Source organism: Streptococcus mitis, assembly GCF_946190065.1.
Lineage (GTDB): Bacteria > Bacillota > Bacilli > Lactobacillales > Streptococcaceae > Streptococcus > Streptococcus mitis_DE.
Map to the genome: position 1 here is coordinate 26,433 of NZ_CAMHZD010000013.1, position 14,087 is coordinate 40,519.

The 14,087-nt window shown below is 38.2% G+C and carries 15 protein-coding genes; 8 read left to right on the top strand and 7 right to left on the bottom strand.

The features are described from left to right. Positions 1–47: 47 nt before the first annotated feature. The 4 genes from OCF96_RS06890 to OCF96_RS06905 form a co-directional block, all read right to left on the bottom strand. Positions 48–635 (bottom strand): hypothetical protein, encoded by a 588-nt coding sequence (locus OCF96_RS06890; RefSeq protein ID WP_315898994.1) that lies wholly within the window; start codon positions 633–635, stop codon positions 48–50. Between the two features lie 385 nt (positions 636–1,020). Further along, positions 1,021–1,668, bottom strand: a complete 648-nt coding sequence (locus OCF96_RS06895) for an ATP-binding cassette domain-containing protein (RefSeq protein WP_261446782.1) — start codon at positions 1,666–1,668, stop codon at positions 1,021–1,023. 13 nt (positions 1,669–1,681) lie between these two features. Further along, the gene (locus OCF96_RS06900) at positions 1,682–2,488 is read right to left on the bottom strand and encodes a hypothetical protein (RefSeq protein ID WP_261446783.1); all 807 of its coding nucleotides are present in this window, start codon (positions 2,486–2,488) and stop codon (positions 1,682–1,684) included. Further along, on the bottom strand, positions 2,475–3,266 hold the full coding sequence (locus OCF96_RS06905; RefSeq protein WP_261446784.1) for a hypothetical protein: 792 nt from the start codon (positions 3,264–3,266) through the stop codon (positions 2,475–2,477). The genes OCF96_RS06900 and OCF96_RS06905 overlap by 14 nt, the downstream gene beginning before the upstream one ends. Before the next feature lie 253 nt (positions 3,267–3,519). Here OCF96_RS06905 and OCF96_RS06910 point away from each other — a divergent pair, with 253 nt between their 5' ends. Continuing rightward, positions 3,520–4,383, top strand: coding sequence for a helix-turn-helix domain-containing protein (locus tag OCF96_RS06910; RefSeq protein WP_261446785.1), 864 nt, complete (start codon positions 3,520–3,522; stop codon positions 4,381–4,383). Positions 4,384–4,434: 51 nt separating this feature from the next. Here OCF96_RS06910 and apf read toward each other — a convergent pair whose 3' ends face one another. Continuing rightward, positions 4,435–5,085, bottom strand: a complete 651-nt coding sequence (gene apf / locus OCF96_RS06915) for an aggregation-promoting factor (RefSeq protein ID WP_261446786.1) — start codon at positions 5,083–5,085, stop codon at positions 4,435–4,437. A gap of 239 nt (positions 5,086–5,324) precedes the next feature. Here apf and sdaAB point away from each other — a divergent pair, with 239 nt between their 5' ends. Genes sdaAB through OCF96_RS06930 form a run of 3 tightly spaced genes read left to right on the top strand, consistent with a single transcriptional unit; the run spans position 5,325 to position 7,531 of the window. Then, positions 5,325–5,996: an L-serine ammonia-lyase, iron-sulfur-dependent subunit beta gene (gene sdaAB / locus OCF96_RS06920; RefSeq protein WP_000838912.1), complete on the top strand. Its 672-nt coding sequence runs from the start codon at positions 5,325–5,327 to the stop codon at positions 5,994–5,996. Positions 5,997–6,004: 8 nt separating this feature from the next. Further along, a complete protein-coding gene (gene sdaAA / locus OCF96_RS06925; RefSeq protein ID WP_000500041.1) occupies positions 6,005–6,877 on the top strand; it encodes an L-serine ammonia-lyase, iron-sulfur-dependent, subunit alpha in 873 nt (290 codons plus the stop codon). A 21-nt stretch (positions 6,878–6,898) separates the two neighbouring features. After that, on the top strand, positions 6,899–7,531 hold the full coding sequence (locus OCF96_RS06930; protein ID WP_125392841.1) for an HAD hydrolase-like protein: 633 nt from the start codon (positions 6,899–6,901) through the stop codon (positions 7,529–7,531). 271 nt (positions 7,532–7,802) lie between these two features. Here the strand turns inward: OCF96_RS06930 and OCF96_RS06935 are convergent, their stop codons facing one another. Together OCF96_RS06935 and OCF96_RS06940 are read right to left on the bottom strand one after the other, a co-directional pair. Next, the gene (locus tag OCF96_RS06935; RefSeq protein ID WP_261037663.1) at positions 7,803–9,653 is read right to left on the bottom strand and encodes a polysaccharide biosynthesis protein; all 1,851 of its coding nucleotides are present in this window, start codon (positions 9,651–9,653) and stop codon (positions 7,803–7,805) included. Between the two features lie 67 nt (positions 9,654–9,720). After that, entirely contained in the window at positions 9,721–10,764 is a 1,044-nt protein-coding gene (locus tag OCF96_RS06940) for a glycosyltransferase family 2 protein (RefSeq protein ID WP_419991738.1), read from the bottom strand. Positions 10,765–10,908: 144 nt separating this feature from the next. Here OCF96_RS06940 and OCF96_RS06945 point away from each other — a divergent pair, with 144 nt between their 5' ends. The 4 genes from OCF96_RS06945 (at position 10,909) to OCF96_RS06960 (ending at position 14,060) form a co-directional block, all read left to right on the top strand. Beyond that, positions 10,909–12,075 (top strand): CynX/NimT family MFS transporter, encoded by a 1,167-nt coding sequence (locus OCF96_RS06945; protein ID WP_261032752.1) that lies wholly within the window; start codon positions 10,909–10,911, stop codon positions 12,073–12,075. A gap of 138 nt (positions 12,076–12,213) precedes the next feature. Next, complete coding sequence (locus tag OCF96_RS06950; protein ID WP_261032753.1) at positions 12,214–12,540, top strand: PadR family transcriptional regulator; 327 nt, start codon at positions 12,214–12,216, stop codon at positions 12,538–12,540. After that, entirely contained in the window at positions 12,527–13,120 is a 594-nt protein-coding gene (locus OCF96_RS06955; protein WP_024057314.1) for a DUF1700 domain-containing protein, read from the top strand. Before OCF96_RS06950 ends, OCF96_RS06955 begins: the two co-directional genes overlap by 14 nt. Then, positions 13,113–14,060: a DUF4097 domain-containing protein gene (locus OCF96_RS06960; protein WP_261446787.1), complete on the top strand. Its 948-nt coding sequence runs from the start codon at positions 13,113–13,115 to the stop codon at positions 14,058–14,060. The genes OCF96_RS06955 and OCF96_RS06960 overlap by 8 nt, the downstream gene beginning before the upstream one ends. Positions 14,061–14,087: the final 27 nt, after the last annotated feature.

Below are 14,087 nucleotides of genomic sequence, written 5' to 3' on the forward strand. Positions count from 1 at the left end.
GTGTGGTTTTTGAATGTTTAGAGGTTAGTTTTTTGAGCAATCGTCTATCAAAATGTCCGTTTATCTGTCAATAATCCGAGAAAATCTTGTCGTTTCAAGTCGGAGAAATGTTTGGTAGAAAGACTTCCTTTTTGAAGTCCATCATCTCTAACCTGCAAATAATAGCTATGTTGGCTTGTTTTAATTGTCAAAAAATCGCCAAATATAAAAACTCTTTTCCAGTTGCGAATCACAAATTCTTTTATCTCTGATTTTGGAATGCGGATAAGTCCTTGTCGCAAATCACGATGGTGCTCACTTGTGAAAGTCATCCCATTCCCAAGATTTCTTATCAGTAGTTCATCTGGAGTCACCATCACCAGCGCTATTTTAGTTAAGAAAATTTCAACTGTTGGTGGTAAAATCGCCAAATTAAACCAAGGATGTAGGTAGCGATACGCTAAGAAATACTGAGGCTCCTCACTCAATCCTAGTTGTTTATATAAGGTCTTGACTTCACTATCTAACCTCGCTTCAAAAGACACATCTGAATGCTCTTCTTCCTTCTTCTGATTAAAATAACGCATCCAAACTAGGAAACCTATAAAGACTAGGACAAATATTCCTGATAAGATATATTTTAAATTGTAGTTCATCATTTAACCTCCTGATTAACTTTTCTGCCTAAAACAGAGACCTATTTATTTTGAAAATAGTTCCATAACAACCTTAAATAAGACGGGTGTCATTAAAATTAGGATAATTCCTATCACAAATATCATAACTACTCGAAAAAGCTCCTTATTTTTAAACATTTTTCCACCCCTTTTCTAGTTACATCATAGTACTCATTAACCCTATATTAAAATTACACCAAACTTATTTTAGCTTTCTTTTTTACTTTTTATATTACTATGATACAATATTTTTAATAGGATTTTATTGTTTGTTAACTTTTTTCACGAAAAGGAGAAAATCATGCGTTATGATTTCGGAAAAGTATATTGAAAGACCTATAATAAAGTTAGCCAGCTACCATTACTAAAAGTTAGATGTCTTAACTAATTTACCGTTTTTCAATTCAAGAACAATATCAGATAATACTTCAATATCCTCTTTATTGTGAGATGTGACCAACATAGTAATATTATTCTTTCGAGCATAACTCTTAATTATTTTTCTAAGTTCTTCTACACCTTCATAGTCCATACTATTAAATGGTTCATCTAGGAGTAAAATCTTAGGATTTTCCATCAATGCTTGGGCAATCCCTAATCTTTGTAGCATGCCTAATGAATAATTTTTTACTTTTACATCTTTATCCTGATATAAATCTACCTTATTCAATACTTCCTCAATCTCTTTCTTAGTAATTTTATTTTTGATTGCAGCTAATTGCTCTAAATTCTCTAATGCAGTTAGACTAGGCAAAAATCCCGGATGTTCAATAAGTAACCCTACATCAAGTGGCATAGAACCATTTTCCCCAACAATTACACTCCCAACTGTAATCTTACCAGTAGTAGGTTTCATTAATCCTGAAAGCATTTTAAATAATACACTTTTACCGCATCCATTGGTTCCTACAATTCCATATATTTTACCTGATTCAAAAACATAACTAACATCATCTATAACATACTTTTTCCCAAATATTTTTGAAAGATGATCTACTTTTATATAATTCATACGTTTCAACTCCTTACTCATTTTGATACTGCTTACTTCCTTTAGGTAATGCAATATCTTTATTTTCAAATATTTTAAAATTTAATAGAAGCAACATTGCATCAACAAATACCAATATCCCACATCTACCAATGAAATTTATGCCGTAACCATACACTGAACCAGAAATGGAAAACAATGAAAATGCTCTCAGATGTTCTCCTAAAAAGCCCAATGTTGAACCCGCCATTATAATCAAAATGCCCGTATAGATAACAAATACTAACGATTGTGATATTCTAAACTGTGTTAAAAGTGCATGGAGCAGGGAAAAGAAATATAGCAATAATCCTTGTAAAATTATTATCTTTACTATCTCATAAATTACTATATTCGTTTCAAAATTTCCAAATAAATACGTTTCTGAAAATTTTTTTGTGGCTGTTGAAATGCCAATGCCAAAGTTAGAATCTCCTATTCCTACTATAGTGGAAAATATACAAATACTAACCACATAATAAATCACACTTTTCAAAATTTTAAAATGCTTATTTCTATAAAAATCATTTCTACTTGAATACCTACTTAGTACAAAAAATATATTTTGCTCAACTGGGCTTTGTAGCATCATTATGAAAGCTAATAAAAACGGAAATGTGAAATATCCAGTATAGGAATCATTAAACATGATAAGAATCAGCTCACCAAAATGAAAATTCCCAAATTTATATTTCAATACTATCAGCTGACTAAAATTTGCTAATATAGCAAAAGCAACTAATAAATATATAAAACCTATATAAAAATCTTCTTTATTTTTTAATTCTTTAAATTTCTTCATCGGTTTCTATATCCCTTTTAAATTTTTTATACGACATCCAATATGATATTACTACTATAAGGATTAAGTATACAAAAACAAATATTACGCTTATTCCTTTTACTCTTGAAACATCAAAAATTGCCATTGGTTCAATTTTGGTAAGACCTAGAAACATAGCAAACAATGATCCTATTGTCGTTAAAATAAATGGGGATAACCATGCAACAAATTTGCTCTTAATAAAATATGACATCGCCAATCCAACACTACTATATGCAACGCCAACAAAGGAACAATGTAAAATGATTATTCCTACATAAAATAACGGGGATGTCCTCACTGCTGATTCATAAATAGAAACTTTTGTTATTGCATAATAAGCATCCATATTTATACTTCTATTAAAAAATAAAATTGTCATTATCAAGAATAATAACATTCCAAAAATAAATGTTGTAAATGATATGAATCCATTAATTATAAAAATAGAATTAAAATACTGTTTATATCCCATCCTTGATATAATATATTTCATTGTTCCACTTTTTCTATTTTCGATATGCTGTGACGCAAAAGGAATTGTTGCAATAAGAGGTGCCAAAACTATTAACAACGACCTGTCACCATTATAACCTTGTAAAAATGCCACAATATAATCATGATTAAAAAAATACTCCGTCCCCTCTTCAATAAATGCACTTACAGAAAATATCATAGAAGTTAAAATAATTAATATTGCTAAAAAGAATTGCTTATTTTTCATCCCTTTTAAAAAAATATTGACCTTGTAATCCATACTTCTCTCCTATAAAACAAATGGGATGAGCGAACATTCTCACCCCCAAATATACAAATCTATATTCTAGCTCTTAATACTCATCAGGACTCCATAACCGCTGGTTTGAACTTTAACATATGTTGCGAACCCTGTCCATCTACCCAATCTAAGATTAGATCCTTCTGCATCTTTACTTTTTATATTACTATGATACAATATTTTTAATAGGATTTTATTGTTTGTTAACTTTTTTCACGAAAAGGAGAAAATCATGCGTTATGATTTTGGAAAGGTCTATAAAGAAATAAGAGAGTCAAAAGGATTGACCCAAGAAGATATCTGTGGAAATGTTCTCTCAAGAACTAGCCTATCAAAGATTGAAAGTGGCAAGGTAACTCCCAAATATGAAAATATGGAATTTCTTCTCCGGCAAATGAATATGAGTTTTGAAGAATTTGACTACATCTGCCATCTCTATCAACCTAGCCAACGGACAGAAATCATTCAAACTTATCTCAATATGAATTCCATCATTGGTGGCAGTGGTCTAGTTCATTTTTTTGAGATATGCCAAAACTATCTCAAAACCCACCACGATTTGCCTATAGAAGAAATCCGAGATATGCTGGAAATTGTCATTCATATCCGCCAACATGGTACAGAGCAACTGTCAGACCAAGTGAAACAGACTGTCAAAAAACTTTGGGAAAAAATTGAAAAACAAGATACATGGTATGAAAGTGACCTAAAAATCCTCAATACCATCCTTTTCAGCTTTCCAATTGAACACCTCCATCTCATCACTGGAAAAATCTTGCAACGCTTAGAAGTCTATAAAAACTACCAACATTTATATGACTTGCGAATGGCAATCCTACTCAACCTTTCCACCATTTACTTATACCATCAAGACAAAAACATGTGTCAACAAATCTGCTATACTTTACTAGAGGATGCCAAGAACAAGAAAAGCTACGATATGCTTGCTATCTGCTATGTCCGTATTGGGATTTGTAGGGATGATGCTAAACTTATCCAAAAAGGGTTCTCCCTTCTAGAGCTGACCGATGAAACTTCCATTCTAGCCTTTCTCAAAAAAGAAGTGGAGATCTATTATCAACCGAAAGAAATATAAAAAAGTCGAGGGATTTCCTCGACTTTTTCAAATTATTCTGTTCGTTATTTCTTAATACCAGCCGTTGTTAAGCCAGAAGTTTTTAGCGGCTGACCATGAACCGTAACGTCCTGCAACGTAGGCATCTGCTACACGTTCTTGGTTTTCAGCTGAGTAGTCACCGTTCAAGTATGAATCTGTCAATTGGTAACGTCCGATGTATTGTCCGTTTGTAGCTGTGTAGCTACCACCTGATTCTTTTTGAGCGATCCATTCTTTAGCTTCTGCTTCAGATCCGCTTACAGTTGCAGCTGGTGCTGAAGCTTCTGTTGTAGCAACATTTTCTTCTGCTGCAGGTGCGCTTGCCACTGGGGCTGCTTCTTCTACTACTTCTGTAGTTTCTGCTACTGGAGCTGAAACAGTTTCATCTTGAGCTGCTGGTGCTGCATAAGTAGTTTGCGCTGGTGTTGCAACAGGTGCTACAGGGCCATCGATAACCAACTCTTGACCAACATAAATCAAATGAACGTTGTCGATGTGGTTGTTTTCTGCCAATTTCTCAACAGTTGTGTTGTGAGTTTCAGCGATTTCTGAAAGTGTATCACCTTCTTTAACAGTGTAAGTTGATGATTCTTGAGCAGATACAAATGATGGAGCAAATACTGCAAACAAGGCAGCTACTCCTGCAAGAGTTGTTTTAATCTTTTTAGTTGTTGATTTCATATTTGAAAATTCTCCTTCTTTCTATAGTTCTATCATACCCTTTAAATATTACCGTTTCTTGACACTTTTATGTAGAAATATTACAAAATTATTTTTTATTTCTCTAAATAAGCCATTTTTTGTTACAAAAGATGCTTTTTTATGCTATTTGTAGTGTAAAAAGGTTTTCATCCACAATTAAAGCCAAGACCTTCATTCTTTGATATAATAGAGATAAGAATTTTTATAAGGGGAAACTGATGAAATCACTTCGTTTTCAATCTGTCTTTGATATCATCGGACCAGTTATGATTGGCCCATCTAGTAGCCATACAGCTGGTGCTGTTCGTATTGGGAAGATTGTCTCTTCCATTTTTGATGATACTCCGACAGAAGTCGAATTCCAACTATTTAACTCATTTGCCAAGACCTATCGTGGTCACGGAACAGACCTAGCCCTTGTTGCAGGTATTTTGGGCATGGATACAGATGATCCTGAAATCCCAAACAGCCTGGAAATTGCCCACAAGCGTGGCATCAAGATTGTCTGGACCATTCAGAAAGACAGCAATGCCCCTCACCCAAACACCACTAAAATTACCGTCAAAAATGCTCATAAGACCATTAGCGTGACTGGTATTTCTATCGGGGGAGGAAATATTCAGGTAACCGAACTCAATGGCTTTGCCGTCTCTCTCAATATGAATACACCGACTATCATCATTGTTCATCAAGATATTCCAGGTATGATTGCCCTCGTAACAGAGGCCCTTTCCCGCTATGGTATCAATATCGCCCAGATGAATGTTACTCGTGAAAAAGCTGGTGAAAAAGCTATTATGATTATCGAAGTTGACAGTCGCAACTGTGATGAGGCCATCGAAGAAATTCGAAAAATCCCTCATCTCCACAATGTCAATTTCTTTAAATAGGAGGAAGCATGTTTTATTCTATCAAAGAATTGGTCGAGCAAGCAGATCTGGACTTTCAAGGAAATGTCGCAGAACTCATGATTACAACAGAGTTTGAATTGACCGGTCGCGAACGTGAAGAAGTCTTCCTTCTCATGGAACGCAATCTGGAAGTCATGAAAGCCTCTGTCCAACTTGGTCTCAATGAAAATAAATCTCGTAGTGGCCTGACAGGTGGAGATGCTGCCAAATTGGATCACTACATCAAAAACGGTAAAACTCTGTCAGATTACACAATTCTCTCTGCTGCCCGAAATGCCATTGCAGTCAATGAACACAATGCTAAAATGGGCTTGGTTTGTGCCACTCCGACCGCAGGAAGTGCTGGCTGTCTGCCTTCCGTTCTCACTGCTGCTATTGAAAAATTAGACCTCAGCCACGAGCAACAGCTAGATTTCCTCTTTGCTGCGGGTGCCTTTGGATTAGTCATCGCAAACAACGCCTCTATCTCAGGTGCTGAAGGTGGCTGTCAGGCCGAGGTAGGTTCAGCCTCTGCTATGAGTGCTGCAGCCTTGACTCTGGCTGCAGGTGGGACACCTTATCAGGCCAGTCAGGCCATTGCCTTTGTCATTAAAAATATGCTAGGCCTCATCTGTGACCCTGTTGCCGGCTTGGTTGAAGTTCCCTGTGTTAAACGTAATGCCATGGGAGCTAGCTTTGCCTTCATCGCAGCAGACATGGCCTTGGCAGGTATCGAATCTAAAATTCCTGTGGATGAAGTTATCGATGCCATGTACCAAGTAGGAGCAAGCATGCCAACTGCCTTCCGTGAAACAGCTGAAGGTGGACTCGCTGCCACCCCAACTGGTCGTCGCCTCCAAAAAGAAATTTTCGGAGAATAAGTTTATCAAATAGGAGAAACCATGACCTCTATCACAGCGATTTTTTTCGATCTGGATGGAACCCTCGTTGACAGTTCTATCGGGATTCACAATGCCTTTACCCATACTTTTAAGGAACTGGGGGTGCCTAGTCCTGATGCCGAAACTATTCGTGGTTTTATGGGACCACCTCTCGAAAGTAGTTTTGCGACCTGCCTTCCCAAAGAACAAATTTCTGAAGCCGTGCAGATATACCGTTCGTACTATAAGGAGAAAGGCATCCATGAAGCTCAGCTCTTCCCTCATATTGTAGGCTTGCTTGAGAAGTTATCGAGCAATTACCCTCTTTATATCACCACTACAAAGAATACTCCAACCGCTCAAGACATGACTAAAAACTTGGGAATCTATCATTTCTTTGATGGCATTTATGGTTCCAGTCCTGAAGCACCCCATAAGGCAGATGTCATTCGCCAAGCCTTACAAACACATCAACTAGCACCAGAACAAGCCATCATCATCGGTGATACCAAGTTTGATATGCTTGGAGCCCAAGAAACAGGCATTCAGAAATTGGCCGTCACTTGGGGATTTGGAGAACAAGCAGACTTGCTAAACTATCATCCTGATTTTATCGCTCACAAACCCATAGAAGTTTTGGAGTATTTTCAATAACATAGACTGGGCAACAACTCCATTTCAGAAGAAAATAAAGTAATACTCAATGAAAATAAAAGAGCAAACTAGGAAAGTAGCCGCAGACTGCTCAAAACACCGTTTTGAGGTTGTAGATAGAACTGACGAAGTCAGTAACATCTATACGGCAAGGCGACGTTGACGTGGTTTGAAGAGATTTTCGAAGAGTATAAGTCTCTATATAACAAAACGCATATTACCAAGGTTCTTCAGACCTGATAATATGCGTTTTTCTGATTTTAAAGATTTTTTATTCAACGTGGGTTGTTTGATTGGCAAAGGCGATAATGGCTTGCTTCAACTCATCTCCACTAAGAGTGCGGAACTCTTCAATCTTTTGATCGATGGCTTCTAGAGGCATGACATTAACCTTACCAACGAAAATCTTATCCATAACTTGGTTATCAACAAGTTCGGTTGACACCAAGAGTTCTTCGTAGAGTTTTTCACCTGGGCGGATTCCAACTTCAACAATTGGAATTTCGCTTTCGGTGTGGCCACTTAGAAGGACCATTTTCTTGGCCAAGTCATAAATCTTGACTGGTTTGCCCATATCAAGGATAAAGACTTCTCCATCCTTGGCATAGGCACCAGCATGGATAACCAAACGGCTAGCTTCTGGAATGGTCATGAAGTAACGGGTCATGCGGAAGTCTGTCACCGTTACAGGACCACCTTCAGCAATCTGACGTTCAAAGACTGGAATAACACTACCACGGCTACCAAGAACATTCCCAAAACGAACTGCACAGTAGGTTGATTGGCTACGTTGATTAAAGCCAGTGACAATCAACTCCGCCACGCGCTTGGTTGCTCCCATAACATTTGGTGGATTAACTGCCTTATCTGTCGAAATCATAACCATCTTAGACACTTTGGCTTCATCAACAGCCTTAGCAACATTATAAGTTCCACGAATATTGTTTTTGAAGGCTTCTTTTGGATTGCGCTCCATCATAGGAACGTGCTTGTGGGCAGCCGCATGATAAACAATAGCTGGCTTGTACTGTTCAAAGACTTGCAAGAGACGCTCATAGTCTTGAATATCTGCGATAACTGGTACATAATCAATCCCTTGGAACTTGCGAATCAATTCATGATAAACAAGGTAGATTGAGTTTTCCCCATGACCGAGCAAGACGATGCGTTCAGGATTGAAGCGACTAACTTGGCGACAGATTTCAGAACCGATTGAACCTCCAGCACCTGTAACCAAGATTGTCTTACCTGTCAGTTCTGCGCCCAGACGCGATTCGTCAAGACGAATTTCCTGACGTCCCAAAAGGTCCGTAATATCAATTTTTTGGAAGCCAGTACCTGCTTGGTGAAGTCCCTGAACAACGGTTTCAACCTTAGGCATCTTGTAACATTTGACACCCAGCTTATTACACATCTGCAAGATACGTTCATATTCTGACGGGTCAAGCGACGGAATCGCAACGATAACACGCTCGATTTGATGGCGTTTGGCTAATTCAGGCAGATCATCATATGAACCCAAAACAGGGATTCCACCAAGTTTTTGGCCCTTTTTCTTAGAATCCTTGTCCAAAATACCGACAAGTTCTAATTCACTAGTTGGATGTTGGTAACTATCCATAAAGAGAGCTCCACCATCACCGGCACCAATCAAGAAGGTTCGACGGTGTTCTCCATCGCCACTTCCCTTTTTGCGTTTAGAGTAGATTAACTGCCAAGTAATCCGTGGCAATAAAATCAAGAAGGTACTCAACAAGATAAAGAGGAAGATAAAACGGATGGAGAAGAGGGGCAAGAAAGCATAGCAGATACTATATGACAAGATACTGCTAGCAGTCACACCAAAAAAGATTTTCATGAAATCCGTAATCTTGCTGTAACGACTGATACTAGCGTTCAATCCCCAAAATCCAATCATCAATTGATAGAACAGGAAGGCCAAACTCGTATAGATGATGTAGTCAACAGGTGCTGGATTAATCAAGCCGTAGAATAAGATATAAGATACAATGATGGAAACCACCATACTCAAAATATCAAATATTCCCCAGAAAACCTGTTTTTGTTGTTTATTTAAAATTTCCACCAGATCAATCACATAATCTGTGAGTTTTTTGTTCATAGAAATTTACTCCTCCTTAAAAGGGTCTTGCTATATTGTAATTGTAACATATTTTGATTTATTTAGCTTATTTTTCCAAATAAAGAACTGTTTCCTTGTACTCCTTCTTCCATCTAACTCCTCTAATTAAACCTACAATCGTCCCAAGACCATAAGCAAAGTGAATGAAAAATAAAAGAAAGGGCATCACAATTAGAAATCCATTTCTATGTTTCAATAAAGTCAGCAAAGTGAGTAATGACAAAAGTAGAAAATAGGCACCTAATAGTAAACTTATGAATACGGATGTGATCGGTAACAATGCTAGACTAAACACAAGACTCAAAACAAATAAACAAGGAACATAGTGAAATAATGATAAACACTTAGGCTGAACATGAGTTGTCAAACCAATCCACAAACCATTTGAATACTTTTGATGCAGCATTTTCTTGAGCGTTGGTCGAATATACTGATAAGATAAAATACTTGGGCTATAGCGTATTTTATAACCCTGCTCTCGAATTCTATAATGAATATCATTATCTTCAGTTCGGCCAAGTTGCTCATTTACTAAACCAACCTTCTGGAAAACCTCTCGTTTATACATCCCATGAAAAATAGAAGAAACATATCTATCCTCGGAACTATTTCGATAATTGGCAATGCTACTGCCAAACATATTTTCCTCAACAAGATGCAAGGTCTCTGCCCATTTTCCCTTTCCTTCAACAATCGTCGGTCTAGGTCCCCCACAGACAGATTCACCGTGTTGAATAACAGCCACATTATTCATTACAAAACTCTCAGTAACTTTTGAATGAGCATCAATTTTTAAAATAAGATCCCCTACAGAATGTTTAACTCCCAGGTTAAAACCACTAGCTTGATTTTTCTTAGGATTGTTATACAATCTAATTGAGTTAAACTCTGTGTCTTCTTTTATAAATTGCTGAATGATGGCTGTTGTCCCATCTGTAGACATAGCATTTATAAATAGAATTTCAATATTTTCTTTAGGATAGGTTTGATTTTTTAAGTCTTCAATTAGACCAGGCAGATATTTTTCTTCATTGTATGCACTGATTACAATGGATACGAGAAGACTGTCAACATTTTGAGTCACTACTATTCTCCTGAATTTTTCCTTCCACTATTTTATCATAATTTTCAAGACTTTCCCATTTTTATCTTGAAAGCCCAAAACCTTACTTGACATTATAGGGAAAAAACCTTAAAATAAGCTGTTATTAAAATCAGCTAGAAGAGGTATTTTATGAAAAAGCAATCACTCTTTTTTGTTCCAGGTATTATCCTGATTGGTGTTTCCTTGCGGACTCCTTTTACTGTTTTACCCATTATTTTGGGAGATATTTCGCAAGGGCTGGGAGTAGAAGTTAGTTCGCTTGGTGTCTTGACCAGCCTTCCCCTCCTCATGTTTACCCTCTTCTCGCTCTTTTCTACCCGACTGGCTCAAAAAATCGGCTTGGAACATCTCTTTACCTATAGCCTTTTCTTCTTGACCATCGGTTCTCTCATTCGACTAATCAATCTGCCCCTGCTCTATCTAGGAACCTTGATGGTTGGGGCAAGTATCGCAGTCATCAATGTGCTGCTTCCTAGTCTTATCCAAGCCAATCAACCAAAGAAGATTGGTTTTCTGACCACCTTATATGTAACGTCTATGGGGATTGCGACGGCTCTGGCCTCCTATCTGGCTGTGCCTATTACACAAGCCAGTTCTTGGAAAGGACTTATCATCCTCCTCACCCTGCTCTGTCTAGCAACTTTTTTAGTATGGCTCCCAAATCACCGCTACAATCACAAACTGGCTCCGCAAACCAAACAAAAAAGCAAAGCAAAGGTCATGCGTAATAAACAGGTCTGGGCAGTTATTGTCTTTGCAGGTTTTCAATCCTTGCTCTTTTACACAGCTATGACCTGGCTACCTACCATGGCCATCCATGCAGGCCTATCCAGTCACGAAGCGGGCTTGCTAACCTCTATCTTCTCCCTGATTAGCATTCCTTTTTCAATGACTATCCCAAGCCTAACAACCAGCTTATCAACTCGTAACCGTCAGCTCATGCTCACTCTGGTCTCACTGGCTGGTGTGGTCGGTATTTCCATGCTCTTTTTCCCAATCGGTAATTTCTTTTACTGGCTTGCCATCCATCTCCTCATCGGAACTGCAACCAGCGCCCTCTTCCCTTATCTCATGGTCAATTTTTCACTCAAGACAAGCGCTCCTGAAAAGACAGCCCAATTGTCCGGTCTATCTCAAACAGGAGGCTATATCCTAGCAGCCTTTGGGCCAACCCTATTTGGTTACAGTTTTGACCTTTTCCACTCTTGGGTGCCAGCTGTTGCTGCCCTCTTACTCGTCGATATCCTGATGACTGTGGCCCTCTTTACAGTGGACAGAGCTGATAAAATCCTCTAAACTTCTAGTTTTGGCTAGAAGTTTTTTATATATAAAAATTTTACACATATTTCTTGACAGGGCTTTCTTTTAGATGTACAATGTATGTGTAGAAAAATTATATATAAAAATCTTACACATTAGAAAAGGAGGTTTCCCATGTACTTTCCAACATCCTCTGCCTTGATTGAATTTCTCATCTTGGCCGTACTGGAGCAGGATGATTCTTATGGTTATGAGATTAGCCAGACCATTAAGCTTATCGCTAACATCAAAGAATCTACGCTCTATCCCATTCTCAAAAAATTGGAAGGCAATAGCTTTCTGACAACCTATTCTAGAGAGTTCCAAGGTCGCATGCGCAAATACTACTCCTTGACAAATGGTGGTATGGAACAGCTCGTGACCCTAAAAGATGAATGGGCACTCTATACAGACACCATTAATGGCATCATAGAAGGGAGTATCCGCCATGACAAGAACTGAATACCTGACTCAGCTAGAACTCTATCTCAAAAAACTGCCTCAGGCTGACCAAATTGAAGCCATGGACTATTTCAGGGAACTCTTTGACGATGCTGGAGTCGAAGGAGAAGAAGAACTCATCGCTAGCTTAGGAACTCCTAAGGAAGCAGCCCACGAAGTCCTCTCCAATCTTCTCGATAAAAAAATTAATGAGGCACCCGCTCAAAAGAATAACCGACAAATTTTGCATATCGCCTTGTTAGCTCTCCTTGCAGCCCCCATCGGTATTCCTCTGGGAATCGCCATCCTCGTGTCCCTGTTCGCAATCCTTGTGGCAGCCTTGACTGTCATTCTAGCTTTCTTTGCGGTTTCCATACTTGGTATCATCGGCGGATTCCTATTTTTAGTTGAAAGTTTCACTGTCTTAGCCCAAGCTAAATCAGCCTTTATCTTGATTTTTGGTGCTGGTTTACTGGCTATCGGTGCTTCTTCGCTAGTCTTACTAGGTATTTCCTATGTAGCCCGCTTCTTCGGCCTACTCATTGTTCGCCTGGTGCAATTTGTTCTCAAAAAAGGAAAGAGAGGTGACCAGCATGCGTAAATGGACAAAAGGATTTCTCATTTTTGGTGTGGTGACTACCATTATCGGATTTATCCTGCTCTTTGTAGGCATTCAATCTGACGGAATCAAGAGCCTACTTTCCATGTCCAAAGAGCCTGTCTATGATAGCCGTACGGAAGAACTGACCTTTGGCAAGGAAGTCGAAAACCTAGAGATCACTCTCCACCAACACGCGCTGACCATCACAGACTCTTTCGATGATCAAATCCACATTTCTTATCATCCATCTATTTCTGCTAACCATGATCTTGTTACGAATCAAAACGACAAAACTCTAAGCCTAACGGATAAAAAACTGTCTGAAACTCCGTTTCTCTCTTCTGGAATTGGCGAAATTCTCCATATCGCAAGTGGCTACTCTCGTCGTTTTGAAGAAGTTATTCTCCAAGTTCCAAAAGGAAGAAGTCTAAAAGGGATCAACGTGTCAGCCAATCGTGGACAAACCACCATCATAAATGCTAGCCTTGAAAATGCAACTCTCAATACAAATGGTTATCTCCTCCGAATTGAAGGAAGTCGTATCAAAAACAGCAAATTCAAAACACCAAATATCATCAATATCTTTAGCACAGAACTGACAGATAGTCAGCTAGAGTCAACAGAAAATCACTTCCATGCTGAAAATATCCAAGTACACGGTAAGGTGGAATTGATGGCGAAAACAGACCTACAACTGCTACTTTCCGAAGAAGAAAAACAAAGAATCAACTTAGATCTTTCAACAAAACATGGTTCTATTCTTCATTTTTTAAGAGAAGGAAGGCGTTCGTTTAACAACGAAGAAAACAAAGCTGAACGATTAAGCAATCCTTATAAAACAGAAAAAGCAGATGCAAAAGATCAACTCATCGCAAGGGCAGAACAGGATATCTATCTACTCAAATCAGAGGAACACGAGTCTTCTTCTAGAAATCGTTGACAAAAGCGCTTACATCTGCTACTATGG